At 66.3% G+C, this 22,419-nt stretch carries 22 protein-coding genes; 17 read left to right on the forward strand and 5 right to left on the reverse strand.

What is annotated here, in order from left to right:
* Window positions 1-2 precede the first annotated feature (2 nt).
* The 3 genes from GST15_RS02500 to dbpA form a co-directional block, all read right to left on the reverse strand.
* Entirely contained in the window at window positions 3-1,943 is a 1,941-nt protein-coding gene (locus GST15_RS02500) for a DEAD/DEAH box helicase (RefSeq protein ID WP_159015688.1), read from the reverse strand.
* A gap of 111 nt (window positions 1,944-2,054) precedes the next feature.
* Window positions 2,055-2,210, reverse strand: coding sequence for a hypothetical protein (locus tag GST15_RS12785; protein WP_199268701.1), 156 nt, complete (start codon window positions 2,208-2,210; stop codon window positions 2,055-2,057).
* A 103-nt stretch (window positions 2,211-2,313) separates the two neighbouring features.
* Window positions 2,314-3,711 (reverse strand): ATP-dependent RNA helicase DbpA, encoded by a 1,398-nt coding sequence (dbpA, locus tag GST15_RS02505; protein WP_159015689.1) that lies wholly within the window; start codon window positions 3,709-3,711, stop codon window positions 2,314-2,316.
* Window positions 3,712-3,814: 103 nt separating this feature from the next.
* On the opposite strand from dbpA, the gene GST15_RS02510 reads away from it, so the two are divergent.
* From GST15_RS02510 to thpR, 3 genes are all read left to right on the forward strand, one after another.
* The gene (locus tag GST15_RS02510) at window positions 3,815-5,386 is read left to right on the forward strand and encodes a protein adenylyltransferase SelO (RefSeq protein WP_159016415.1); all 1,572 of its coding nucleotides are present in this window, start codon (window positions 3,815-3,817) and stop codon (window positions 5,384-5,386) included.
* 229 nt (window positions 5,387-5,615) lie between these two features.
* A complete protein-coding gene (locus GST15_RS02520) occupies window positions 5,616-7,502 on the forward strand; it encodes an ATP-binding cassette domain-containing protein (RefSeq protein ID WP_159015691.1) in 1,887 nt (628 codons plus the stop codon).
* Window positions 7,503-7,532: 30 nt separating this feature from the next.
* Window positions 7,533-8,105 (forward strand): RNA 2',3'-cyclic phosphodiesterase, encoded by a 573-nt coding sequence (thpR, locus tag GST15_RS02525; protein ID WP_159015692.1) that lies wholly within the window; start codon window positions 7,533-7,535, stop codon window positions 8,103-8,105.
* A 30-nt stretch (window positions 8,106-8,135) separates the two neighbouring features.
* Here the strand turns inward: thpR and GST15_RS02530 are convergent, their stop codons facing one another.
* Window positions 8,136-8,390, reverse strand: a complete 255-nt coding sequence (locus GST15_RS02530) for a hypothetical protein (RefSeq protein WP_159015693.1) — start codon at window positions 8,388-8,390, stop codon at window positions 8,136-8,138.
* A gap of 197 nt (window positions 8,391-8,587) precedes the next feature.
* Here GST15_RS02530 and GST15_RS02535 point away from each other — a divergent pair, with 197 nt between their 5' ends.
* From GST15_RS02535 to ligD, 11 genes are all read left to right on the forward strand, one after another.
* The gene (locus GST15_RS02535; protein WP_159015694.1) at window positions 8,588-9,409 is read left to right on the forward strand and encodes a DUF72 domain-containing protein; all 822 of its coding nucleotides are present in this window, start codon (window positions 8,588-8,590) and stop codon (window positions 9,407-9,409) included.
* A 66-nt stretch (window positions 9,410-9,475) separates the two neighbouring features.
* Window positions 9,476-10,105, forward strand: coding sequence for a glutathione S-transferase family protein (locus tag GST15_RS02540; protein ID WP_159015695.1), 630 nt, complete (start codon window positions 9,476-9,478; stop codon window positions 10,103-10,105).
* Window positions 10,102-10,710, forward strand: a complete 609-nt coding sequence (locus GST15_RS02545; protein WP_159015696.1) for a rhomboid family intramembrane serine protease — start codon at window positions 10,102-10,104, stop codon at window positions 10,708-10,710. The genes GST15_RS02540 and GST15_RS02545 overlap by 4 nt, the downstream gene beginning before the upstream one ends.
* Before the next feature lie 78 nt (window positions 10,711-10,788).
* The gene (locus GST15_RS02550; protein ID WP_159015697.1) at window positions 10,789-11,085 is read left to right on the forward strand and encodes a GNAT family N-acetyltransferase; all 297 of its coding nucleotides are present in this window, start codon (window positions 10,789-10,791) and stop codon (window positions 11,083-11,085) included.
* Between the two features lie 108 nt (window positions 11,086-11,193).
* The gene (gene rluF / locus GST15_RS02555; RefSeq protein ID WP_159015698.1) at window positions 11,194-11,907 is read left to right on the forward strand and encodes a 23S rRNA pseudouridine(2604) synthase RluF; all 714 of its coding nucleotides are present in this window, start codon (window positions 11,194-11,196) and stop codon (window positions 11,905-11,907) included.
* A 219-nt stretch (window positions 11,908-12,126) separates the two neighbouring features.
* Entirely contained in the window at window positions 12,127-12,336 is a 210-nt protein-coding gene (locus tag GST15_RS02560) for a cold-shock protein (RefSeq protein ID WP_159015699.1), read from the forward strand.
* Between the two features lie 189 nt (window positions 12,337-12,525).
* A complete protein-coding gene (locus tag GST15_RS02565) occupies window positions 12,526-13,314 on the forward strand; it encodes a DUF3298 and DUF4163 domain-containing protein (RefSeq protein WP_159015700.1) in 789 nt (262 codons plus the stop codon).
* A 21-nt stretch (window positions 13,315-13,335) separates the two neighbouring features.
* Window positions 13,336-14,466 (forward strand): cyclopropane fatty acyl phospholipid synthase, encoded by a 1,131-nt coding sequence (gene cfa / locus GST15_RS02570; protein WP_159015701.1) that lies wholly within the window; start codon window positions 13,336-13,338, stop codon window positions 14,464-14,466.
* A gap of 103 nt (window positions 14,467-14,569) precedes the next feature.
* Window positions 14,570-14,845, forward strand: a complete 276-nt coding sequence (locus GST15_RS02575; RefSeq protein WP_159015702.1) for a hypothetical protein — start codon at window positions 14,570-14,572, stop codon at window positions 14,843-14,845.
* A gap of 174 nt (window positions 14,846-15,019) precedes the next feature.
* Window positions 15,020-15,949 carry a non-homologous end joining protein Ku gene (gene ku, locus GST15_RS02580; protein ID WP_159015703.1) on the forward strand — a complete coding sequence of 310 codons (930 nt, stop codon included), beginning with the start codon at window positions 15,020-15,022 and terminating at the stop codon, window positions 15,947-15,949.
* Window positions 15,946-16,881, forward strand: a complete 936-nt coding sequence (gene ligD, locus GST15_RS02585) for a non-homologous end-joining DNA ligase (RefSeq protein ID WP_159015704.1) — start codon at window positions 15,946-15,948, stop codon at window positions 16,879-16,881. The genes ku and ligD overlap by 4 nt, the downstream gene beginning before the upstream one ends.
* Window positions 16,882-16,937: 56 nt before the next feature.
* Here the strand turns inward: ligD and GST15_RS02590 are convergent, their stop codons facing one another.
* Window positions 16,938-19,154, reverse strand: coding sequence for a M3 family metallopeptidase (locus GST15_RS02590; protein ID WP_159015705.1), 2,217 nt, complete (start codon window positions 19,152-19,154; stop codon window positions 16,938-16,940).
* Window positions 19,155-19,322: 168 nt separating this feature from the next.
* On the opposite strand from GST15_RS02590, the gene GST15_RS02595 reads away from it, so the two are divergent.
* The 3 genes from GST15_RS02595 (at window position 19,323) to GST15_RS02605 (ending at window position 22,362) form a co-directional block, all read left to right on the forward strand.
* Window positions 19,323-19,745 carry a CBS domain-containing protein gene (locus GST15_RS02595; protein ID WP_159015706.1) on the forward strand — a complete coding sequence of 141 codons (423 nt, stop codon included), beginning with the start codon at window positions 19,323-19,325 and terminating at the stop codon, window positions 19,743-19,745.
* Between the two features lie 97 nt (window positions 19,746-19,842).
* Window positions 19,843-21,873 (forward strand): amidohydrolase family protein, encoded by a 2,031-nt coding sequence (locus GST15_RS02600; protein WP_159015707.1) that lies wholly within the window; start codon window positions 19,843-19,845, stop codon window positions 21,871-21,873.
* A gap of 6 nt (window positions 21,874-21,879) precedes the next feature.
* Window positions 21,880-22,362 (forward strand): glutathione peroxidase, encoded by a 483-nt coding sequence (locus tag GST15_RS02605; protein WP_159015708.1) that lies wholly within the window; start codon window positions 21,880-21,882, stop codon window positions 22,360-22,362.
* Window positions 22,363-22,419 lie beyond the last annotated feature (57 nt).

Here is a 22,419-nt window from a genome sequence, read left to right on the forward strand (position 1 = left end):
CGTCAGCTACGCGGAGGCCGGGGTTTGCCCGCCTTCTTGAAATCCGGCTTGCGCGGACCGGCATTGGGCTTGCCGCCTGGCTGCCGTGGCCCGTGAGCCACGTGCGGACGCTGGCCACGAGCAGGACCGCCTTCGGTGTCGGCCACTTCGGCACGCTGGATGCGCAGAGCCTGTCCGGCGACGCGGACTTTCTTCAGGTACTCCATCAATTCGCGCGGCATGCCTTCGGGCAGGTCGACCAGGCTGTACTCGTCGCGGATATCGATGCGGCCGATGTACTTGCTCTCCAGGTCGGCCTCGTTGGCGATGGCGCCGACGATGTTTCCCGGTTGCACGCCATGCACATGGCCAACCTCGATGCGGAAGGTCTCCATTCCGACTTCCGGCGCTTCGCGCGCGGGACGCGGTGCTGGCGCGGTGTCGCCGAACAGCGCTTCGCCCGCGTTGCCCGGCGCCGGCCGCGGGTGCGTGGCTGGCGGGGTGAACTGGCGCTCGGCATGTCGCGGCGCACGCGGCTCGAATGGCGGACGCTCGCCGCGGGCGGGGCGCTCGCGTGGCGCGCGGTCGTCGCGCTCGAAGCGCGGACGTTCCGGCGGCGGTGCCTGCAACAGCAGCGGCGTCTTGCCCTGCACCAGCTTGGCCAGTGCGGCGGCGATGTCGACAGCCGGGACGTCGTGCTCGCGTTCGTAACGCTCGACCAGTTCGCGGAACAGCGACAGGTCGTCGCTTTCCAACGCGGCGCCGATCTTGCCGAGGAACTTGCCGACGCGCTGCTCGTTGACGGCATCGACGCTGGGCAACTGCATCGGCTCGATCTTCTGCCGTGTTGCGCGCTCGATCGCGCCGAGCATGCCGCGTTCGCGCGGCGCCACGAACAGGATCGCCTCGCCGCTGCGCCCCGCGCGACCGGTACGGCCGATGCGATGCACGTAACTTTCGGTGTCGTAGGGGATGTCGTAGTTCAGCACGTGGCTGATGCGGTCGACATCCAGTCCACGCGCGGCGACATCGGTGGCGACCAGGATGTCGATGCGTCCGTCCTTGAGGGACTGGATCATCTTCTCGCGCTGCTTCTGCTCGACATCGCCATGGATCGCGGCGGCCGACAGGCCTCGGGCGGCCAGCTTCTCGGCGAGTTCCTGGGTACCGAGCTTGGTGCGCGCGAAGACGAGCATGCCGTCGAACGGTTCGGCCTCGAGGATGCGGGTCAGTGCGTCGAGCTTGTTGACGCCGCTGACCATCCAGTAACGCTGGCGGATGTTGGCGGCGGTGGCGGTCGTCGACTTGATCGCGATCTCGACCGGATCCTTCAGGTAGGTCTGCGCGATGCGCTTGATCTGCGAGGGCATCGTCGCCGAGAACAGCGCGACCTGTCGTGTCGCCGGAACTTTCTTCAGCACCGTTTCGACATCGTCGATGAAGCCCATCCGCAACATCTCGTCGGCTTCGTCGAGCACCAGGCAGCGCAGGCCCGACAGGTCCAGCGATCCGCGTTCCAGGTGGTCGATCACCCGGCCCGGGGTGCCGACCACGACCTGCACGCCGCGCTTGAGCGCGCTCAGTTGCGGGCCGTAGCTCTGTCCGCCGTAGATCGGCAGCACGTGGAAGCCGGGCAGGTGGGTGGCGTATTTCTGGAAGGCCTCGGCGACCTGGATGGCGAGTTCACGGGTCGGCGCCAGCACCAGCGCCTGCGGCTTGGTCAGCGACGCATCGAGGCGGGCGAGCACCGGAAGCGCGAAGGCGGCGGTCTTGCCGGTACCGGTCTGCGCTTGGCCGAGGACGTCGCGCCCCTGCAGCAGTGGCGGGATGGTCGCGGCCTGGATGGGCGAGGGCGACTCGTAGCCGACGTCCGCCAGCACGCGCAGCAGCGGCTCAGGCAGGCCGAGATCGGTAAATCGCGGGAGGATGGGGTCGGTCGGGGAAACGGCGGGGTCGGCGCTCATGGCACTCTCATCGGGGCCGGTGAGGCCGGACAGAAGCCGACTAGTTTACGCGCGACGGGGTCAGCCACCGTCGCAGGCGCCAGCAGGTGCCGGCGCGTCGCCGCGGGCGGTTCAGCTGCTGCGCGGCGGTGTTTCGTCCGGCGCGGGGGTGCCCGGCGGGTTGCCGACATCCTTCGATGCCTGCTTTTTGGCCAGCTTTTCGTCCTGCTTCTTCTTTTTCGCGATCTCGCGTTGGCGCTTTTCGAATGAATAATTGGGCTTCGCCATGCGGCAGTCTCCGTGTGGAAGGCTCCTAGTCTAGGGCAAGGGGCCGGACGGAGGCGTCGCGATCGCCACTCGCCTGGTGGCTCCGACCGCGAATGGCGCTGGCTTACAGCGCCCGGACGCGGAAGTTGCGACCCTTGATGCGCCCCGCCTGCAGCCGCTCCAGCGCCCGCTGCGCCTGGTTCCGGGCGATGGCCACGTAGCTGCGCGTCGCGAACACATCGATCTTGCCGACGGCCTCCACGCGCAGCCCCGCATCGCCGGTCAGTGCGCCGACGATGTCGCCAGGCCGCAGCTTGTCGGTGCGCCCAGCGTCGATGCGCAGGGTGGCCATCGGCGCGGCTGGCGCCTTGCAGCTCTTCAGGTTGGCAAGCGTCGGGCGCGACCAGCGCAGCGCGCCCTGGCCGCTGTCGACCAGCATCTTTTCCAGCTGCAGGGCCCGTGGCATCTCGCGCGGACTGACCAGGCTCAGCGCCAGCCCTGTGCGCCCGGCGCGCCCGGTGCGGCCGATGCGATGCACGTAGACGTCGGGATCGGTCGGCAGCTCGTAATTGATCACGGCGCCGAGGTCCTGGATGTCGAGCCCACGCGCCGCGACGTCGCTGGCCACCAGGATGTTGCAGCTACGGTTGCCGAACTGGACGAGGACTTCGTCGCGATCGCGTTGTTCCATGTCGCCGTGCAGGGCCGCTGCCGAGAATCCGATGTGTGCCAGCGATCCCGCGACATCGTCGGCGTCGCGGCGCATGTTGCAGAACACGACCGCCGAGTCGGGATTGTGTTCCAGCAGCAGGCCGGCCAGCGCCGCGGTCTTCTGCGCGAGGTCGACTTCGAAGAACTGCTGGACGATGACCGCCTGGTCGGCGATGGCGTCGACGGAAACCTCCAGCGGATCGCGCATGTGCTTGCGCCCGATATCGCGGATCAGGTCCGGATAGGTCGCGGAGAAGAGCAGGGTCTGCCGGTCCCGGGGGGCCTTGCCGATGATTTCGCGGATGGGCTCCTCGAACCCCATGTCGAGCATGCGGTCGGCCTCGTCCAGCACCAGCGTGCGCACGCCACGCAGGTCCAGTGCCTGCTTGCGCAGCAGTTCCTGCACGCGACCGGGCGTCCCGACGACGACGTGCGGCTCATGTCCCAGCGATGCCAGTTGCGGGCCCAGCGGCATGCCGCCGGTCAGTGTCAGCAGCTTCAGGTTGGGGATGCCGGTCGCCAGTTTGCGGATGTGCTTGCTGACCTGGTCGGCGAGTTCGCGCGTGGGGCACAGAACCAGCGCCTGCAGTCGGATCTGCGCGGGATCCAGCCGGTGCAGCAGGGCCAGTCCGAAGGCCGCCGTCTTGCCGCTGCCGGTTGGCGCCTTGGCGATCACGTCGCGGCCGGCAAGCAGTGCCGGCAGGCTTTGTGCCTGGATCGGCGTCATGCGCACGTGGCCGAGCGCGTCCAGTCCCTGGAACAGGGCTGGATCCAGCGGCAGGTCGGTGAAGTCGGGGAGCGTTTCGTTCATCCGCCCATGATCGCAGCTTGAACGCGACGGCGCCCCTTACCGGCAAGCGTGCCGGTGTTTGCTAAGGTCGATGGCCGACATCCGGTCCGACATGAACGCCGATCTGCCCGCCCTGCGATTCGACAACAGATTCCTGCGCGAACTGCCCGGCGACCCTGATTCCGGCCCCGGCATCCGCCAGGTGCATGGGGCGTTGTGGTCGCGCGTCGAGCCCACTGCCGTTGCCGCGCCGCAACTGGTCGCCTGGTCCGGGGACATGGCGCAGCGCCTGGGATTCAGCGAGAGCGACGTGCTGTCGCCATGGTTTGCCGAGGTGTTCGCGGGCAACGCGGCGTGGGCAGGCATGGAACCCTTCGCCGCCAATTATGGCGGCCACCAGTTCGGACATTGGGCCGGGCAACTCGGCGACGGACGCGCGATTTCGCTGGGCGAAGTCGTCAACGCCGCTGGTGAGCGCTGGGAACTGCAGCTCAAGGGTGCGGGGCCGACGCCGTATTCGCGCAGCGCCGATGGGCGCGCGGTGTTGCGGTCGTCGGTGCGCGAGTTCCTGTGCAGCGAAGCGATGCACCACCTCGGCATTCCCACGACGCGCGCGCTGAGCCTGGTCATGACCGGCGAGCAGGTGGTGCGGGACATGTTCTACGACGGGCATCCGCGTGCGGAGCCGGGGGCGATCGTGTGTCGCGTCGCGCCGTCGTTCATCCGCTTCGGAAATTTCGAACTGCCATCGTCACGTGGCGACGTCGCCTTGTTGCGCCAGCTGGCGGACTTCTGCATCGCGCGCGATTTTCCGCATCTGCAGGCATCCGCCGCGGGCGGACAGCCGTATGCGGAATGGTTCGGCGAGGTCTGCGAACGCACCGCGCGCATGGTGGCGGGATGGATGCGCGTGGGCTTCGTGCACGGCGTCATGAACACCGACAACATGTCGATCCTGGGATTGACGATCGACTACGGCCCCTACGGCTGGATCGACAACTTCGACCTCGACTGGACGCCGAACACGACCGATGCGCACGGACGGCGCTACCGTTTCGGCTGGCAGCCGAAGATCGCCTACTGGAACCTCACCCGGCTCGCCCAGGCCCTGTCGCCGTTGTTCGACGATGCCGCACCGCTGCACGCCGGACTGCAGCGTTATACCGATGCCTACGCGGCGGCCGATCGGGACAGCATCGCGCGCAAGCTGGGATTGCAGGATTGCCGTGATGCGGACGTCGCACTGATGGACGATCTGCACGCGCTGCTGCAGTCGTCCGAAGCCGACATGACGATCTTCTTCCGCGCGCTGTCCGATATCGACCTGCACGCGCCGTCCATGGCTCCGCTGGTCGGCGCCTTCTATGACGACGGGCAACGAGCCGCGGCCGAGCCCGCGTTCATCGACTGGCTCGGGCGATACGCAGCCCGCAGCCTGCAAGACCCACGTGGTGCGAGTCCTCGGGACCGTGTCGAGCGGATGCGGCTGGCCAATCCGCGCTACGTGCTGCGCAACTACCTGGCCCAGCAAGCCATCGATCGCGCGGAAGCAGGCGATTTCGCCGGCATCACGGAATTGCTTGACCTGCTGCGCAGACCCTACGACGACCAGCCCGGCTGCGAGGCGTTTGCCGGCAAGCGGCCGGACTGGGCCCGCAACCGCGCCGGCTGCTCGATGCTGTCCTGCAGTTCCTGAGCCCGGGCCGCCGGCAGCGTCAAAAAGGAAATCCGGCTTATTTGCCGGATTTCTTGTCCTTCTTTGCCGCCCGTTTTTCCTTCAGCGACTTCTCGGGCTTCTTTTTCTCGGTTTTCTTCTGGTCCATGCCCTTGCTCATGTCGCGCTCCGCGTTGGTTATTGCCGGGAAAGGAAGCGAAAGCGTACACCGCGACGGCGCCGGCTGGAATGGGGCGGCTAGACTACGCACATGTCATTGATCACATTGCAGGACGTCGACTTCAGCGTCGGCGGACCGTTGTTGCTGGACCACGTGAACCTGTCCATCGAGTCCGGCGAGCGCATCGCGCTGATCGGGCGCAACGGCGCGGGCAAATCCACCCTGCTCAAGCTGCTGGCCGGCGACCTCAAGCCGGACGACGGCCGCATCCTGGTCGAAGGTCGCGGGGCGGGTGGCGCCGGCCGGATCGCCCGGCTCGAACAGGAAGTGCCTGCCGACGCCCAGGGCGCGGTGTTCGACGTCGTCGCGGCTGGACTGGGTGAGCTGGGCGCGCAGCTGGCCGAATTCCACCATCTCAGCCATGCCGATCCGGTCGACATGGATGCGCTGGCGCGGGTGCAGGCGCTGATCGAAGCGGCTCACGGCTGGTCGCTCGACCAGCGCGTCAACGAGGTGCTGGAGCGTCTTCAACTCGACGGCGAGGCGCCGTTCGCGCGCCTGTCCGGCGGAATGAAGCGTCGCGTGCTGCTGGCGCGCGCGCTGGTGTCGGCGCCCGACGTGCTGCTGCTCGACGAGCCGACCAACCACCTGGATATCGAGGCCATCGACTGGCTGGAGGGCTTCCTCAAAGGATGGCTGGGCGCACTGGTGTTCGTCACCCACGACCGGCGCTTCCTGCGCGCGCTGGCGACGCGCATCGTCGAGATCGACCGTGGACAGGTGACCAGCTGGCCCGGCGACTGGGCCAACTACCAGCGTCGCCGCGAGGAGCGGCTGAATGCCGAGGCGCAGGAGTCGGCCCGTTTCGACAAGCGTCTGGCGGAAGAGGAGGTCTGGATCCGGCAGGGCATCAAGGCGCGCCGCACCCGCGACGAAGGCCGCGTGCGCCGGCTGGAAGCGATGCGCAACGAGCGCGCGGCACGGCGTGCGCAGACCGGCAACGTGCGCATGGAAACCGCCCAGGCCGGCGCCTCCGGAAAGAAGGTCATCGAGGCCAAGGACCTATGCTTCGCCCATGGCAGGCAGGTCATCGTGCGCGACTTCAGCACCACGATCCTGCGCGGCGACCGCATCGGCCTGATCGGCCCGAATGGCAGCGGCAAGACCACGCTGCTGAAGCTGCTGCTGGGCGAGCTGCAGCCCGACTCCGGCGACGTGCGGATCGGCACGCAGCTGCAGGTGGCATATTTCGACCAGTACCGGGCGACGCTGCGCGAGGACTGGAATGCCATCGAGAACGTCGCCGAGGGGCGCGAATTCATCGAGATCGGTGGTCGTCGCAAGCATGTGCTCGGCTACCTGCAGGACTTCCTGTTCACGCCCGAGCGGGCGCGCGCGCCGATCACGCGACTGTCCGGCGGCGAGCGCAACCGCCTGTTGCTGGCGCGCCTGTTCGCGCAGCCGTCCAACCTGCTGGTGATGGACGAACCCACCAACGACCTGGATGTCGAGACGCTCGAACTGCTCGAGGAACTGCTGGGCGAGTATCCGGGAACGCTGCTGCTGGTCAGCCACGATCGCGATTTCCTCGACAACGTCGTGACCTCGACGATGGTCATGCAGGACGGCGCACCCGGCCGTGTCGGTGAATACGTCGGTGGCTACAGCGACTGGCTGCGCCAACGCGTGCAGGCAGCATCGGCGGGCAGCAGTTCGGCTGGTGCGAAGTCGCCTGCCGCCGCATCGGGGCGCAGCCCGCCGCGAAAGCACAGTTACAAGGAAATGCGCGAGCTCGAACAGCTGCCCGGTCGCATCGAGGCGCTCGAAACGACCATCGCGGGCTTGACCGAGGAGATGAACTCGCCGGACTTCTATCGGCGCGACAGCGCGGCGATCACTGCCCATGGCAAGGCGGTTTCCGATGCACAGGCGCAGCTGGATGCCGCCTACGCGCGCTGGTCGGCGCTGGAACCCTGATCGATCCGTTGCCGGCATGGTGGAGTCGCAATGAGCCATCCAGCGGACGCACGGGAACCAGGAAATCTCGCGATTGCTGCGCCACATCGTCTGTTCTTCGCGCTCTGGCCAGACGATGCCGTCCGCTCCTCGATCGCGCAGGCCGCGTCGCTGCTTGACGACGCGACCGGTGGCCGGGTCACCGCGCCGGAGAGTTACCACCTGACGGTGTTGTTCCTTGGCGACTTCCGCCCGCTGCCGCAGTCGGTACTGTCGACGGCCATGGTGGCCGGCGCATCGATGCGCGTGGAGCCCTTCGAATTGTCGCTCGATCGGGTCGGCGCCTTTCCCGGAAACCACGTGCTGTGGCTGGGTCCGGGCGTGGTGCCCGCCGGCCTGCTGGCACTGCATGAGCGGCTGATGCAGGCGCTGGCGCCGAAATTGTCGATGCAGAGGGAAGCGGGATTCGTCCCGCACGTGACGGTCCGGCGCAAGGCGCGTGCAGCAGTGCCGCCGCTCACGCCGCCTGTCGTGCGATGGCCGGTGCGCGACTTCGTACTGGTCGACAGTCGGCCGGGAATGCCTTACCGCATCCTCGCGCGATGGCCGCTGCTCACGCGTTGAATCGGCCTCGCGCGTGCAAGGCGTCGGCGATCAGGTTTCGCGGATGTCGAAACCGGGATTTTCATTCAGCGTGCCGTCGAGCTCCAGCACGGCGTAGGTCCTGCGGTCGCCGTCGACGATGACGGGGATCGAGGGCTGGAACATCGGGCGACGGACGAATTTCAGCTCCCAGCCAAATCGTTCCAGTTCCGACAGGGTCTGCCGCTGCTCGTCATTGAGCAGGCCGCGCAGGCGCGACTTGATTTCCTCGTCCGAAAGACGCCGCTCGATCGTGTTTGCCGTCATGGATGTACTGAACTCGTCCCTGAGCTTGCTGAGCTGATGAGGGCGTCAGGATAGGCGGCGATCCGATGGCCGTCCAGACGCGATCGCGTTGGCGCGGGCGTCGGCGTCGCGTTCACTTCACTTGTGAGACTGCTGGACCACCGGCCGACGACATGCGTGGGCTGGCACTCCCGCCGTGGTGCAGCGCGATCGTCCCTATGCACGAATCAACAGGCGAATACACACCAGCCAACGTCAGGATCGGCTGCGCGGGGTGGTCGATCCTGTCGCGCCATGGCGCGCATTTCGATGCCGGGGAGAGCCATCTCGCCCGTTACGCCACGCGATTCGACATGGTGGAGATCAATTCGTCGTTCTACAGGCCCCACGCGTTCGCGACCTACGCGCGTTGGGCGGCGGCCGTCCCGCCGGGATTCCGCTTCTCGGTCAAGTTGCCCAAATCCATCACCCATGAAGCCCGGCTGCATGCGGTGGGTGGATTGCTGTCGGGATTCGCGGAGTCGATCGCCGGGCTGGGCAATCGCCTGGGCGGCGTCCTGGTGCAACTGCCGCCAAGCCTGGCTTTCGACGCACGCACCGCCGACACGTTCTTCGCGATGTTGCGTCGACGGATATCGGTACCGGTCGCTTGCGAGCCGCGCCATGCCAGCTGGTTCGAGCCACGCGTCGATGCGACCTGGCAGCGCCATGACGTCAGCCGGGTCGCCGCCGATCCCGCGATCCTGCCCCAGGCCGCACTCCCCGGCGGCAAGGGCGGATGGAGCTACTGGCGCTGGCATGGATCGCCGCGCATGTATTACGACGCGTATGGCCCGGGACGCCTGGCTGACCTGGCGTCTGGCTTGATCGGGATCGCATCGCCCCGGCGACCAGCGTGGTGCATTTTCGACAACACGGCCGGCGGCCATGCGATCGCCGATGCGGTGCAGCTGCAGCAGCTGGTGGGCAGTCGATCGGCCGCGCGCGCAAAAGCCAAGCCTCGCGCCGCGGGCGATTTCGTTTCCAAGTCCAGTCCCTGACCACGGCACTCGGGTCCGCAGCACCCATCGCTTAGACTTCGTCAAGGCGAACCGGGGAAACTGTCGATGGATCAGTTGTACTACGCGCCAGGCGCGGCAAGCATGCTCGTGCACTGGCTGTTGCTGGAGCTCGATGTCCCGCACACGCTGCAGCTGGTCGATACGGCGACCGGAGCGCAGAAAGCGCCCGAATACCTGGCCATCAATCCCAACGGGGTCGTGCCGACGTTCGTGCACCAGGGAAAGCCGATGTTCGAGGCGGCCGCGATCGCGGTATTCCTGGCCGATCGCCACCCGGAATCGGGCCTGGCGCCGGCGTTCGACAGTCCATCCCGGGCGGAATACACCCAATGGATGTTCCACCTGGCCAATGCGGTGCAGCCGTTGTTCCGGCTGTGGTGGTACGCGGATGAACCAGCGGGCCCGGAGCACGCCGAGCTGGTGCGCACGCGGGTGGCGCCCCGCATCGAGGAGGCCTGGGCGCGGATCGATTCGCATCTTGCCGGACGCGATTACCTGCTCGGCGACCGGCCCTGCGCGGCGGACTTCTACCTGACGATGCTGATGCGGTGGTCGCGTGCGATGCCGAAGCCGGCGACCGGATGGCCGCGACTGGCTGCCCTGGCGCACGCCATGTGCGCACGGCCATCCTTCAGGCAGCTCTGCGCAACCGAAGCCCTCGGTGAGTGGCCATGAGCGTGACGGTGCTGCTGATCGTCATCACCTGCGTCGTCTCCTGGCTGGCGATGCGTGACGCGCGCCTGATGGACCGGCTGATCCTGTGGCCGCCACCGATCCAGCGACAGCACCAGTACGACCGCCTGGTCACGCACGGCTTCATCCATGCGGACCTGCAGCACCTGCTGTTCAACATGATCACGCTGTATTTCTTCGGGCGCCTGATCGAGCAGTTCTTCGCGCAGTACATCGGGCGCACCGGGTTCCTGCTGTTCTACCTGTCGGCGCTGCTCGTCGCCATCCTGCCGACGTACCTGCGCCATCGCACCGATGCGCGCTATCGCAGCCTCGGGGCGTCGGGCGCGGTGTCCGCCGTGCTGTTCGCCTTCATCCTGCTGAAGCCGTGGTCGCTGATCTTCGTGTTCTTCCTCCCGGTGCCGGCGATCGTCTACGGCGTCGTCTACGTCGGTTATTCGTTGTGGATGGATCGGCAGGGAAACGACAACGTCAACCACAGCGCGCACCTGTGGGGTGCGGCATACGGCGTGCTGTTCACGCTGCTGCTCGAGCCGCGCGTCGGCGCCGTTTTCCTGCAGCAGTTGCTGCATCCAACGCTGGGCTGACGCACTCACCCGACCTGCATGCTGCAGGTGTTATCGAGGGGCAGGGCAAGCGGACACGAACCACAACCAGGAGCGCACATGACAAGCGACACAGCCGCGATCGACGTCCGCCACGAGCCGGAGCGCAACCGCTTCGCAGCCACCGTCGATGGTGTCGAGGCCGTGCTCGATTACCGGCGCCACGGCGATGTCATCAGCCTCTTCCATACCGGCGTGCCGGAGCAGATCGGCGGGCGCGGCGTGGCTGCGGCACTGGTCCGCACGGCCCTGGATCACGCCCGCGCGGAGGGTTTGAAGGTCGACCCGGCCTGCAGCTACGTCGCCGCCTATTTCCGCAAGCACCCGCAGGACGCGGATCTGCTGGCGACCACCTGACGTTCCGGGGCCACCCCGCGCCCGCCGTCCTGCGACCGGGGTGGTGGGGTTCCTGCCGCCGGGTCCGGGCCTGCGTAAGATGCGCACCTCCTACCCGCCGGCCTTGGCATGCGCCTCAACAAGCACATCAGCGACACCGGCTTCTGTTCGCGGCGGGAAGCCGACCGCCTGATCGCCGAGGGACGGGTCACCGTCAACGGCCTGCGCGCGCGGGTCGGGGCGGAGGTGGGCGAGGGCGACCAGGTCCAGATCGACGGCCAGGCGGTCAAGGTCCGCACGGCCGCCAAGGGCCAGCGCAAGCATGTCTACATCGTGCTCAACAAACCCGTGGGCGTCACCTCCACGACCGACCCGGCCGAGAAGGACAACATCGTCGACTTCGTCGGCCACCAGCATCGGATATTCCCGATCGGACGGCTGGACAAGGATTCCGAAGGCCTGATCCTGCTGACCAGCAATGGCGACATCGTCAACGCCATCCTTCGGGCCGAAAACAAGCTGGAGAAGGAGTACCTGGTGGCGGTCAACCACCAGGTCACCGATGTCTTCCTGCGGGGGATGGCCCGCGGCGTCCCCGTCCATGGCGAGGTGACGCTGCCCTGCAAGGTCGGCAAGCTCGGGCCGTTCGGCTTCCGGATCGTCCTGGTGCAGGGCCTCAATCGCCAGATCCGGCTGATGGCGGCCCATTTCAAATACCGGGTCAAGCAGCTGGTCCGGGTCCGGATCGGCAACGTCAAGCTGGGCCATCTCAAGCCCGGCCAATGGCGGAACCTGACCGATGCCGAGCTGCGGGGCCTGCTCCCCCGGCAGGAGGATTGGTAGGCCCGGGAGGGTCGTTTGGGCGTGTTCACACTTGTGACCCGAAGTAGGGTATGGTGCGCGCACTGTTCAAAGCCGGGATCACGGTACATCGTGGCTCCGATGCGGTAGATCCAACGATCCGCTACATCGCTCTCGTGTTACCCCTTGCTCGACAGTCCGGTACGCACCGTGTGGATGCGACCGTGTACACCAAAACCTCGTTTCAAGGAGTAACAAATCATGTCGGATCGTCAGACTGGAACCGTCAAGTGGTTCAACGATGCCAAGGGCTTCGGCTTCATCACCCCTGAGAGCGGCGCGGACCTGTTCGTGCATTTCCGTTCGATCCAGGGCAGCGGCTTCAAGTCGCTGCAGGAAGGCCAGAAGGTCTCGTTCAAGGTCGTGCAGGGCCAGAAGGGCCTGCAGGCGGACGAAGTCCAGGCCATGTAATTGAGCCGGCCTCCGGGCCAGGCTTCGCAAAACGGAAAACCCGGCTTCGGCCGGGTTTTTCTTTGGTTGGGACCGCCTGCGTGTAGGCAGGCATCACGCTGCGTTCTCTACCCTGACTGGGGTCCGCGGGACAGGAGTTTGAACGTGTTGCAGGCGTTTCGTCAGACAGGATGGCTGGCAGGTTTTTCGATGGTATTCCTGCTTGTGTCGTGCAATCGCGATCGCGAGCCGACGCCGGCGGCGGCGCCAACTCCCGCCCCGGCGGCTTCGGCCGTGGTTGCCAGTCAACCTGCCGGATTGCAGGACGTGATCGAACGCGACCCGCGATACATGATCGGCATCAGCTACCCGCCGATCGCCAGCCGCTATCCGGGGCTTGCGGCCGAACTGGAACGCTATGCCGATGGTGCGCGCGCCGACCTGATGCGGGCGGTCGCGGCGCTGGGTCAAGCCAGGCCCGCGGCACCTTACGATCTCTCGCTCAGCTTCACCGAGGTCGTCGCGACGCCGCAGGTCGTGGCCATCGCGGCGGACGGCAGCAGCTATACCGGTGGGGCGCATGGCGCGCCGCTGGTTGCGCGCTTCGTCTGGCTGCCCGGCGAGAACCGGCGCCTCACCGCACAGGACCTGGTGCCCGATCCCGCCGCGTGGCGTGACATTTCCGATCACGTGCGCGAGCAGTTGCAGGCCGCACTGTCCCAGCGGGTGGATGCCGATGCGCTGGCTCCAGCCGATCGCGCACAGGTGGTGAAGGATGCCGGCCGCATGATCGACGAGGGCACGGGCCCGGACGTGGACAACTTCTCCCAGTTCGAGCCGGTGCTTGCCCCCGATGGCCGCATCGCCGCGTTGCGCTTCGTGTTTCCGCCGTATCAGGTCGGCCCCTACGCCGACGGGACGCAGACGGTCGATGTTCCCGCCGACGTCCTGCTACCCAGGATCGCGCCGGCATACCGGCATCTGTTCGTCGGCGGCTGACAAGCGGAGCAAGGGAGTCCAATGCCCTCGATCATCCGGCAACGCGTCCTGGACCTGCTCGAAACGGCAGGCGTCCACCCTGGCGGTGCGTCGACGACCGATCCCGTCATCCGCGACGAGCGATTCTACGCACGCGTCATTGCGCAGGGATCCCTCGGCCTGGGCGAGTCCTACATGGACGGCTGGTGGGATGTCGCGTCGCTCGACGGCCTGATCGTTCGCCTGCTGCGCGCACGACTCGACCAGCGCGTCCCGGGCATCGTCTCGCGATTGCACGGTGCGCGCGCCTGGCTGCTGAACCTGCAGACCGCACGCCGGGCCGCGGTGGTCGGCGAGCGCCACTACGACCTGGGCAACGACTTGTTCCAGGCCATGCTGGGCAAGCGCATGGTGTACAGCTGTGGCTACTGGCGGGATGCCGCGGACCTGGATTCCGCGCAGGCGGCCAAGCTCGACCTGGTGTGCCGCAAGCTCGACCTGCGTCCCGGGATGCGCGTGCTCGACATCGGTTGCGGCTGGGGCGAGGCGCTGAAGTTCGCAGCGCAGCGCTATGGCGTGAGCGGCGTTGGCGTCACCATTTCCCAGGAGCAGGCGGAGCATGCGCGGCGGCTGTGCGACGGATTGCCCATCGAGATCCGACTGCAGGATTACCGCGAGCTCGACGAGCCATTCGATCGCATCTTCTCGATCGGCATGTTCGAGCACGTCGGGGTGCGCAACTACCGGGATTATTTTGAAATCGCGCGACGCTGCCTGGTCGACGATCCCGCGACCGGCGGCGGGCTGTTCCTCCTGCACAGCATCGGCAGCAACGAATCCGTCCGCCACACCGATCCGTGGATCGAGCGATACATCTTTCCCAATTCGATGCTGCCGTCGCCGGTGCAGATCGCGCAGTCGCTGGAAGGTGTGTTCGTGGTGGAGGACTGGCACGGTTTCGGGCACGACTACGACCGCACCTTGCAGGCCTGGCGCGACAACATCGAATCGACATGGGACACGCTCCCGGCCCGTTATGACGCCCGTTTCCGCCGCATGTGGCGTTTCTACCTGGCATCGTCCATGGCGAACTTCAGGACCCGCCGCGCGCAGTTGTGGCAACTGGTGCTGTCGCCACGCGGCGTGCCCGGCGGTTACGTGGCGCCGCGCTAGCGACTGCCATCGCCCGCGGAAAGCCCGCACCTGCATTCAGCCGGATTTCACGATGGCGAAACGCATCGGTTGAACTAATGGCGCCCTGCAAACGGAGCCTGCCATGCCGATCCATCTCATTCGCCCCACCCATGTCGATCGTTGCGATGAAGGCTGGACGCGCGCGCGCATCCTCGGCGAAGTAGCGACCGACATGTATCCCGGCGCGCCATGGCAGGCCGTGGAAACCCACGTCGCCAACGACTGGCAGGCCGTTCGCGGCAGTTCGCCACTGACCTGGGCGGACGTCCGTCGCGAGGCGCACGCCGCGTGGCAGGTTGCCAAGCTGGAGCATGAAGGCCACCTGCAGGACGACGCGCCGGTCTTCAAGGCCGCCTGACCCCGCGCCGCGCCACGCGGCCGGTCGATCTCCCGGACGCCGCCGCAAGGCGGCGTCTGCACGCCTGCAGCCGAAACTTCCACGGCCACATCACGCGGGGTCGCGATACTCCGGGCAAGGCCCGCCGCTGCCATCGCAGCGGTCACAGGTTTCGTCGCTTCATTGGAGAGTGCCATGGCACGTCCCGTCTGGTCCGGCACCCTGTCGTTCGGGTTGCTCAACATCCCGGTGTCGCTGATGTCCGGCGAACGTCGCACCGATATCTCCTTCCGCATGCTCGACGCGCGCAACAATGCCCCGATCAAGTACGAGCGCGTCAATGCCGAAACCGGCGAGGAAGTGCCGTGGAAGGAGATCGTCAAGGCGTTCGAGTACGACAAGGGCAGTTATGTCGTGCTCGAGCCCGAGGACATCAAGTCAGCGGCGCCCGAAAGCCACGACGCGGTCGAAGTGGAAGGCTTCGTCGACGCCAATTCGATCGGTCCGCAATACTTCGAGAAACCCTACGTGCTGGTGCCGGCGAAGAAGGCGGAGAAAGGCTATGTGCTGCTGAGGGAAGCCCTGGCGCAGACGGGCAAGATCGGCATCGCGCGCGTGGTGATCCGCACGCGCGAGAGCCTGTGCGCGGTGATGCCGCAGGGCAACGCATTGCTGCTGCTGATGATGCGCTACCCGCAGGAGTTGGTGGACATCAGCGAATACAACATCCCGGAAGGCGCCAGGGGCGATTACCGGATCAGTGCGAAGGAGCTGGAATTCTCCGAGCAGTTGATCGAAACCATGTCGACGCAGTGGAAGCCGGATGACTACCAGGACGAGTTCCGCGAACGCCTGCAGAAAGTGATCAAGGAACGCATGAAGGCGCACGGCGTCGTCAAGCGCGAGGAAGAGGAGCACGAAGCCGCCGAAGGCACGACGACCAACGTGGTCGACTTCATGTCCTTGCTGCAGCAGAGCATCGATCGCAACAAGCGAACTCCGGCGAAGAAAAACGTCGCCGCGCCACCGGCCAAGGCGCCGGCGAAGAAGACGACAGCACGCAAGGCGACCAAGGCCGCCCCCAAGAAGGCGCCTGCCAAGGCGTCGCGACGCAAGTCCGCATGAGGCAGGCCAGCGCCGGGGCATCGGGACGAGTGGCCAAGGCAACGCAACCGGGTCGGACCGATTCGCCCGCGCGCGAGCTGAGCAGTCCGGGCAAGATCCTGTATCCCGCAACGGGCTTCACCAAGCAGCAGGTTGCCGACTATTACCGCGCCGTTGCGCCGCTGCTGTTGCCGGAGCTGGTGCGCAGGCCACTGACGCTGGTCCGCTGTCCGGAGGGCGTCGAGTCGCAATGCTTTTTCCAGAAGCACCACGCCGATTCCCTTGGTCCAAACGTGCACGCCATTCCGATCATCGAGAAGGATGGTGGCAGCGAGGACTACCTGTACGTCGATGACATTGCCGGCGTGCTCGACCTGGTCCAGATGAATGTCCTGGAGTTGCACCTGTGGGGGTCGCGCATCGAGGACCTCGAACACCCCGATCGTCTCGTGTTCGACCTCGATCCCGGCCCCGGCGTCGAGTGGACGCACCTGGTCGCGGCCGCGCGCGATGTGCGCGCGCGATTGCAGGCGATGGGTGTCGACAGCTTTGCGCGCCTGTCTGGCGGTAAGGGCTTGCATGTCGTGTTGCCGATTCGCCCCGGGCCAACCTGGGACGAGTCCAAGGATTTCTGCGAGCGGGTCGCCGATGCGATGGCCGGGCAATCTCCGGAGCGTTACGTCGCAACGGCCAGCAAGGCCAGGCGCAATGGCGTGATCTTCATCGACTGGCTGCGCAACAGTCGCGGCGCCACCAGCATCGCGAGCTGGTCGTTGCGCGCGCGCAAGGAAGCGGGCGTCGCGGTGCCGGTGGGCTGGAGTGAACTGGGGCGCCTGCGTTCGGGCGCCGATTACCCGCTGGATCGTGCGTTGCGGCGTGCGACGCGTGCGCGGCGCGATGTGTGGCCCGGATGGGCCGCGGCGACCCGGCAGAAGCTGCCGGTCCTCCAATAAAAAACCGCCGGGATGCGATCCCGGCGGTCCTGTTCCAGCTCACTCCAGTCGCGGCGTCACTTCTTGACGGGCGGCGTCTCGTTCGGCACGGCATCGGGCTTGGCCGAGTCGTCCACCGTCGTCGTCAGCCCGCGACGCACCAGCAGCGGCTCGATGTAAGGCTCGCGGCCCGTGTAGTCCTTGAAGATCTTCATGGCATCCTGGCTGCCGCCCTGCGACAGCAGCGTGTCGCGGAAATGCTGTCCGTTCTTGCGCGTCAGCCCGCCGTTCTGCTTGAACCACTCGACGCTGTCGGCGTCCAGCACTTCCGACCAGATGTAGGCGTAGTAGCCGGCCGCGTAGCCGCCCATGATGTGGCTGAAGTACGGCGTGCGGTAACGCGGCGGAACCGCCTGGAAGTCGACACCATCCTTTTTCAGCGCTGCGGCTTCGAACGGCATGACGCCGGCGGCGTCCGGGACCTGGTCGGGAGCGAGCTGGTGCCAGTTCTGGTCCAGCATCGCGGCGCCCAGGTATTCGGTGGTCGTGAAACCCTGGTTGAACTTGGAGCTGGCCAGCACCTTGTCCAGCAGTTCCTTCGGCATCGGCGCGCCCGTCTGGTAATGCTTGGCGTAGTTGGCCAGGACCTGCGGCCAGTCGGCCCACATTTCATTGACCTGCGACGGATACTCGACGAAATCGCGCGGGACGTTGGTGCCGCTGAAGTACGGATACTTCACGTTCGAGAACATGCCATGCAGCGCATGCCCGAACTCATGGAACATCGTGGTCGTCTCATCCCATGTCAGCAGGGTCGGCTGCCCCGCCGGCGGCTTGGTGATGTTGAGGTGGTTGGCGACCACCGGCAGGAAGCCCGTGAGCCCGGACTGGTCGACGTAGGAATTCATCCATGCGCCGCCCTGCTTGGACGGACGCGCGTACATGTCGGAAATGAAGATCGCCAGCTGCTTGCCATCCTTGTCGAACACGTCGAACACGCGGACGTCCGGCTCGTACACCGGCAGGTCCTTGCGCTCCTTGAAGGTCAGGCCGTACAGCTGGTTGGCGGCATAGAAGACGCCGTTCTGCTGCACGTTGTTCAACTCGAGGTAGGGCTTGAGCTGCGATTCGTCGAAGTTGTAGCGCGCCTGGCGCACCTTCTCCGCGTAATACGCCCAGTCCCACGGCTCCAGCTTGAAGGTCGGCTGGCCCTTGGCGGCCTGTTCCTTGTCGATGAGCGCCTGCATGTCGGCCGCTTCCTTCTTCGCGTTGGCGACTGCCGGCGGCGCGAGCTTGCCGAGCATGTCGTTGACGGCTTCCGGCGTCTTCGCCGTCTGGTCCTCGAGGCTGTACGCGGCATAGGTCGGATAGCCGAGCAGCCTGGCCTTTTCGGCGCGCAGTCTGGCGACCTTGGCGACGATGCCGGTATTGTCGAACTTGTTGCCGCGGCTGCCGCGCGCGATCGATGCGCGATAGAGCTTCTCGCGCAGGCCGCGGTTCTGCAGGAACGTTTCCGGCGGCTGGCCGGTGGTGTTCTGCAGGGTGATGACATATTTGCCGTCGAGCTTGCGCGACTTCGCGGCTTCGGCGGCGGCGGCGATCTGCTCGTCGGTCAGGCCGGCAAGTTGGTCCTTGCTGTCCACGACGACCGCTGAATCATTCACTTCGGCCAGGACGTTCTGGCTGAATTTCGTCCCCAGGTCCGCCATCTCGGCATTCATCGCCTTGAGCTTGACCTTGTCGGCTTCGGACAACTTGGCGCCGGCGCGCACGAAGTCCTGGTGGTACTTCTCGACCAGTCGCGTGCTTTCGGCGTCGAGGCCGAGCGTCGCGCGGTTGTCGTACAGCGACTGGATGCGTGCGAACAGCTTCGGGTTGAGGGCGATGGCGTCGCGATGGGCGGCGAACTTGGCTGAGTAGGCGGCGTCGATCTTGTCACGCGTGTCGTTGGTGTCCGCGCCGACGAGGTTGCCGAACACGGTCGTCGCACGGCTCAGCGTCCGGCCCGATTTCTCCAGCGGCACGATGGTGTTGTCGAAGGTGGGCTTGGCCGGATCATTGGCGATCGCCTCGACTTCCTTCAGCTGCTCGGCCATGCCGCGGTCGAATGCCGGTGCGAAGTCGCTGTCCTTGATCTTGTCGAACTGCGGGTAGTGCAGCGGCAGCGGGCTGTCGGCGAAGAAGGGATTGGATGCGTTGGTGGAATGGCTCACGGCGTGGCTGTGCGTCTGTGCGGAGAGAGGGGCGGCGGCGGTCAGCGCGATGGCGAGCGCCAAGGCAAGCGGGTGCTTCATCGGGTCGATCCTTTGCAGGTGGGCGTTGGCAGTTGGACAGGAAGCCTAGCGCATGGGCCGAGGCCGGGCGAATGACGAAAGGCATGGAGGCGGCCGTGGTTCACCTTGTCGCAACCCCCGCTGCGGCAGGGTGGGCGTTCGACCCATCCCAACGATCCAGGAGCGCCAATGGATATCCAATCGGTCATGACAGCGAACCCGACCTGCTGCACCCCCCAGACGACCCTGCGGGAAGTGGCGCAGCTGATGCGGGACAAGGACTGTGGCGAAATCCCCGTCGTCGATGCGCAACGCCGTCCGCTGGGCGTGATCACCGATCGCGACATCGCCATTCGCGCTGTTGCACAAGGGATCGACACGACCGCTACCGTCAGCGATTACATGACCTCGCCCGCGACGACCGTGTCCGAGGACAGCAGCCTGGCCCAGGTCGTCGATGTGATGGAGGACCAGCAGATCCGGCGCGTGCTGGTCGTCGATGCCCGCGGAGTGGTCGCTGGCATCGTCGCGCAGGCCGATATCGCCCGTGCGGGTGGCGACAGCCGCACCGCCGAGGTGGTGAAGCAGGTCTCGCAACCGGGTTCGCACTGACTGACCAGCGGCTGGACCGGTCCTGGTCCAGCCAGGCGTGCTCCCGCTCCGGGGGCCGGGATCGGGTTTAGACTCGGCCCTCCTATCGGGGGGCTTCATGAACCATCTTCTTGGATGTTGCCTGGGCCTGCTGTTCGCCGGCCCGGCGCTTGCCGCGCAAACGCTTACCTACGAGGCCCTGGTCGATGGCGGCAAGAACGCCGGCCACGCCATCGTCGAGCAGGGCGACGACGGCATCACGCACGTCGAATTCATCTTCAAGGACAACGGGCGCGGTCCCGAGACCAGGGAAACCTATTCGCTGGCCCCCGACGGCACCTTCAGCCACTACGAGCTGCAGGGCACGTCGACATTCGGTGCGCCGGTCGCGGAGACATTCACCCGCAGCGGCGACCAGGCGACCTGGCAATCGAAGTCCGACAAGGGCAGCCAGACCGTGCAGGGCACCGGCATGTACACGCCGCTCTCCGGCTCACCGGCGGCGTGGTCGGTGGCGATCACCGCGCTGGCGCGACGCCCTGACGGGAAGCTGCCGCTGATCCCCAGTGGCACGTTGACGATGCGCAAGGTCGCTGATGCCGAAGTTGGACGCGGCGCGGACAAGCGCGTCGTGCAGTTGCTGGCGCTGACCGGGATCGGGTTCACGCCGACCTTCGTCTGGGCGACGACCGATGCCAATCCACGCCTGTTCGCCTTCATCGCGCCGGGCTTCCTGCAGCTGATCGAGAAGGGCTGGGAATCGGACGGCAACGCGCTGGAGGCCCGGCAGAAGCAGGCCGAGGCCAAGGCGCTGGTCGACCTCCAGCAACGCCTCGTGCACCCATTGCCGGGCACGACGCTGATCCGCAACGTGCGCGTGTTCGACAGCGAACACGCCACCGTCGGTGCGCCTTCCGATGTGCTCCTCAAGGACGGTCGCATCGCGGCGATCACCGTCGCTGGCGCCGCACCGGCCAGTGCGGACCATGTGGTCGACGGGGGCAATCGCCTGCTGCTGCCCGGGCTGTTCGACATGCATGCCCACTTCAGCGCCTGGGATGGCGGCCTGCACATGGCGGCCGGGATCACCAGCATCCGCGACATGGGCAACGACAATGCCACCCTGCAGCAGCTGATCGCCGACGGCAATGAAGGCCGGCTGCTGTCGCCGCACATCGTGCCCGCCGGCTTCATCGAAGGCGAAAGCCCGATGTCGGCGCGCAATGGATTCGTGATCAAGGACCTGGCGGAAGCCAAGCATGCCGTGGACTGGTACCACGCCCATGGCTATCCGCAGATCAAGATCTACAACTCGTTCCCCAGGGACCTGGTGCGGCCGGTTGCGGCCTATGCGCACAGCAAGGGCATGCGCGTCAGCGGCCATGTGCCGGCCTTCATGCGGGCGCAGGACGTCGTCGAGCAGGGCTACGACGAAATCCAGCACATCAACCAGCTGATGCTGAATTTCTTCGTCGACGACAAGACCGACACGCGCACATTGGCGCGCTTCTACCTGCCGGCGGAAAAGACCGCGGGGCTCGACCTGGACGGCAAGCAGGTGCAGGATTTCATCGCATTGCTGGTGTCGCACAAGACCGTGATCGATCCCACGTTGGCGACATTCGAATTCCTGCACCAGCGCGACGGCGAGATGTCGCCGATCGTGGCCGACATCGCCGACCACCTGCCGCCGGACGTGCAACGCGGCCGCCGCGCCGCCGAAATGAAGATCCCCGACGATGCCACGGCCGCGCGTTACACGCAGTCGTTCGACAAGATGGTCGAGTTCGTCGGGCGTGCGTACAAGGCCGGCGTGCCGATCGAGGCGGGTACCGATGAACTGCCGGGCTTCACCCTCCAGCACGAACTCGAACTCTACGTGCGCGCCGGGCTGACGCCGGCACAGGTGCTGCAGATTGCGACCTGGAGCGGCGCGAAATACGCGCGCGTCCTCGACGATCGCGGCTCGATCGCGGTCGGCAAGCGCGCCGACCTGATCCTTGTCGACGGCGACCCGACCGTCAACATGTCCGACATCCGCAAGGTCGCGCTGGTGCTCAAGGACGGCAACGCCTTTTATCCCGACGACATCGACATGGCGCTGGGCATCAAGCCGTTCACGCCGTCGCTTCACGTCCCGGTGGAATGATCGCCCATGACCACGGCCTTCGACTTCAGCGCGACGGATATCGACGGCCGCCCCCAGGCACTGGCGCGATACGCCGGCAAGGTGCTGCTGGTCGTCAATGTCGCCTCGCGTTGCGGGTTCACGCCGCAGTACGCGGGCCTGCAGCAGTTGTGGCGCGAGTACCGCGATCGCGGACTCGTCGTCATGGGCTTTCCCTGCGACCAGTTCGGGCACCAGGAGCCGGGTGACGAGGCCGCGATCCGCGACTTCTGTTCGCTCAACTTCGATGTCGATTTCCCGATGTTCGGCAAGATCGACGTCAACGGTGCCGACGCCCATCCCTTGTGGACGTGGCTGAAGTCGGAAAAGGGCGGCATCCTGGGCATCGACGCGATCAAGTGGAACTTCACCAAGTTCCTCGTCGGGCGCGATGGCCAGGTGCTCGGCCGTTATGCCCCTACCGAGACACCACAGTCGCTGAAGGCGGACATCGAGACCGCCCTGGGATGACCAGTACCCGGGTTCAACCGGATGTCAGCGGGAAAACCGTGCGCTCTGGCGCGGAAT

This window comes from Cognatiluteimonas profundi (genome assembly GCF_009792795.1).
GTDB lineage: Bacteria > Pseudomonadota > Gammaproteobacteria > Xanthomonadales > Xanthomonadaceae > Cognatiluteimonas > Cognatiluteimonas profundi.

What these genes read in the sequence shown, in the direction of transcription:
- rluF (WP_159015698.1), top strand. Translation starts at nt 11,194, where the DNA reads ATGCGCCTCAACAAGCACATCAGCGACACCGGCTTCTGTTCGCGGCGG.
- GST15_RS02575 (WP_159015702.1), top strand. Translation starts at nt 14,570, where the DNA reads ATGCCGATCCATCTCATTCGCCCCACCCATGTCGATCGTTGCGATGAA.
- GST15_RS02595 (WP_159015706.1), top strand. Translation starts at nt 19,323, where the DNA reads ATGGATATCCAATCGGTCATGACAGCGAACCCGACCTGCTGCACCCCC.
- GST15_RS02565 (WP_159015700.1), top strand. Translation starts at nt 12,526, where the DNA reads ATGGTATTCCTGCTTGTGTCGTGCAATCGCGATCGCGAGCCGACGCCG.
- dbpA (WP_159015689.1), bottom strand. Translation starts at nt 3,711, where the DNA reads ATGAACGAAACGCTCCCCGACTTCACCGACCTGCCGCTGGATCCAGCC.
- GST15_RS12785 (WP_199268701.1), bottom strand. Translation starts at nt 2,210, where the DNA reads ATGGCGAAGCCCAATTATTCATTCGAAAAGCGCCAACGCGAGATCGCG.
- GST15_RS02590 (WP_159015705.1), bottom strand. Translation starts at nt 19,154, where the DNA reads ATGAAGCACCCGCTTGCCTTGGCGCTCGCCATCGCGCTGACCGCCGCC.
- ligD (WP_159015704.1), top strand. Translation starts at nt 15,946, where the DNA reads ATGAGGCAGGCCAGCGCCGGGGCATCGGGACGAGTGGCCAAGGCAACG.
- GST15_RS02535 (WP_159015694.1), top strand. Translation starts at nt 8,588, where the DNA reads ATGCACGAATCAACAGGCGAATACACACCAGCCAACGTCAGGATCGGC.
- GST15_RS02520 (WP_159015691.1), top strand. Translation starts at nt 5,616, where the DNA reads ATGTCATTGATCACATTGCAGGACGTCGACTTCAGCGTCGGCGGACCG.
- ku (WP_159015703.1), top strand. Translation starts at nt 15,020, where the DNA reads ATGGCACGTCCCGTCTGGTCCGGCACCCTGTCGTTCGGGTTGCTCAAC.
- GST15_RS02605 (WP_159015708.1), top strand. Translation starts at nt 21,880, where the DNA reads ATGACCACGGCCTTCGACTTCAGCGCGACGGATATCGACGGCCGCCCC.
- cfa (WP_159015701.1), top strand. Translation starts at nt 13,336, where the DNA reads ATGCCCTCGATCATCCGGCAACGCGTCCTGGACCTGCTCGAAACGGCA.
- GST15_RS02550 (WP_159015697.1), top strand. Translation starts at nt 10,789, where the DNA reads ATGACAAGCGACACAGCCGCGATCGACGTCCGCCACGAGCCGGAGCGC.
- thpR (WP_159015692.1), top strand. Translation starts at nt 7,533, where the DNA reads ATGAGCCATCCAGCGGACGCACGGGAACCAGGAAATCTCGCGATTGCT.
- GST15_RS02530 (WP_159015693.1), bottom strand. Translation starts at nt 8,390, where the DNA reads ATGACGGCAAACACGATCGAGCGGCGTCTTTCGGACGAGGAAATCAAG.
- GST15_RS02600 (WP_159015707.1), top strand. Translation starts at nt 19,843, where the DNA reads ATGAACCATCTTCTTGGATGTTGCCTGGGCCTGCTGTTCGCCGGCCCG.
- GST15_RS02560 (WP_159015699.1), top strand. Translation starts at nt 12,127, where the DNA reads ATGTCGGATCGTCAGACTGGAACCGTCAAGTGGTTCAACGATGCCAAG.
- GST15_RS02540 (WP_159015695.1), top strand. Translation starts at nt 9,476, where the DNA reads ATGGATCAGTTGTACTACGCGCCAGGCGCGGCAAGCATGCTCGTGCAC.
- GST15_RS02500 (WP_159015688.1), bottom strand. Translation starts at nt 1,943, where the DNA reads ATGAGCGCCGACCCCGCCGTTTCCCCGACCGACCCCATCCTCCCGCGA.
- GST15_RS02545 (WP_159015696.1), top strand. Translation starts at nt 10,102, where the DNA reads ATGAGCGTGACGGTGCTGCTGATCGTCATCACCTGCGTCGTCTCCTGG.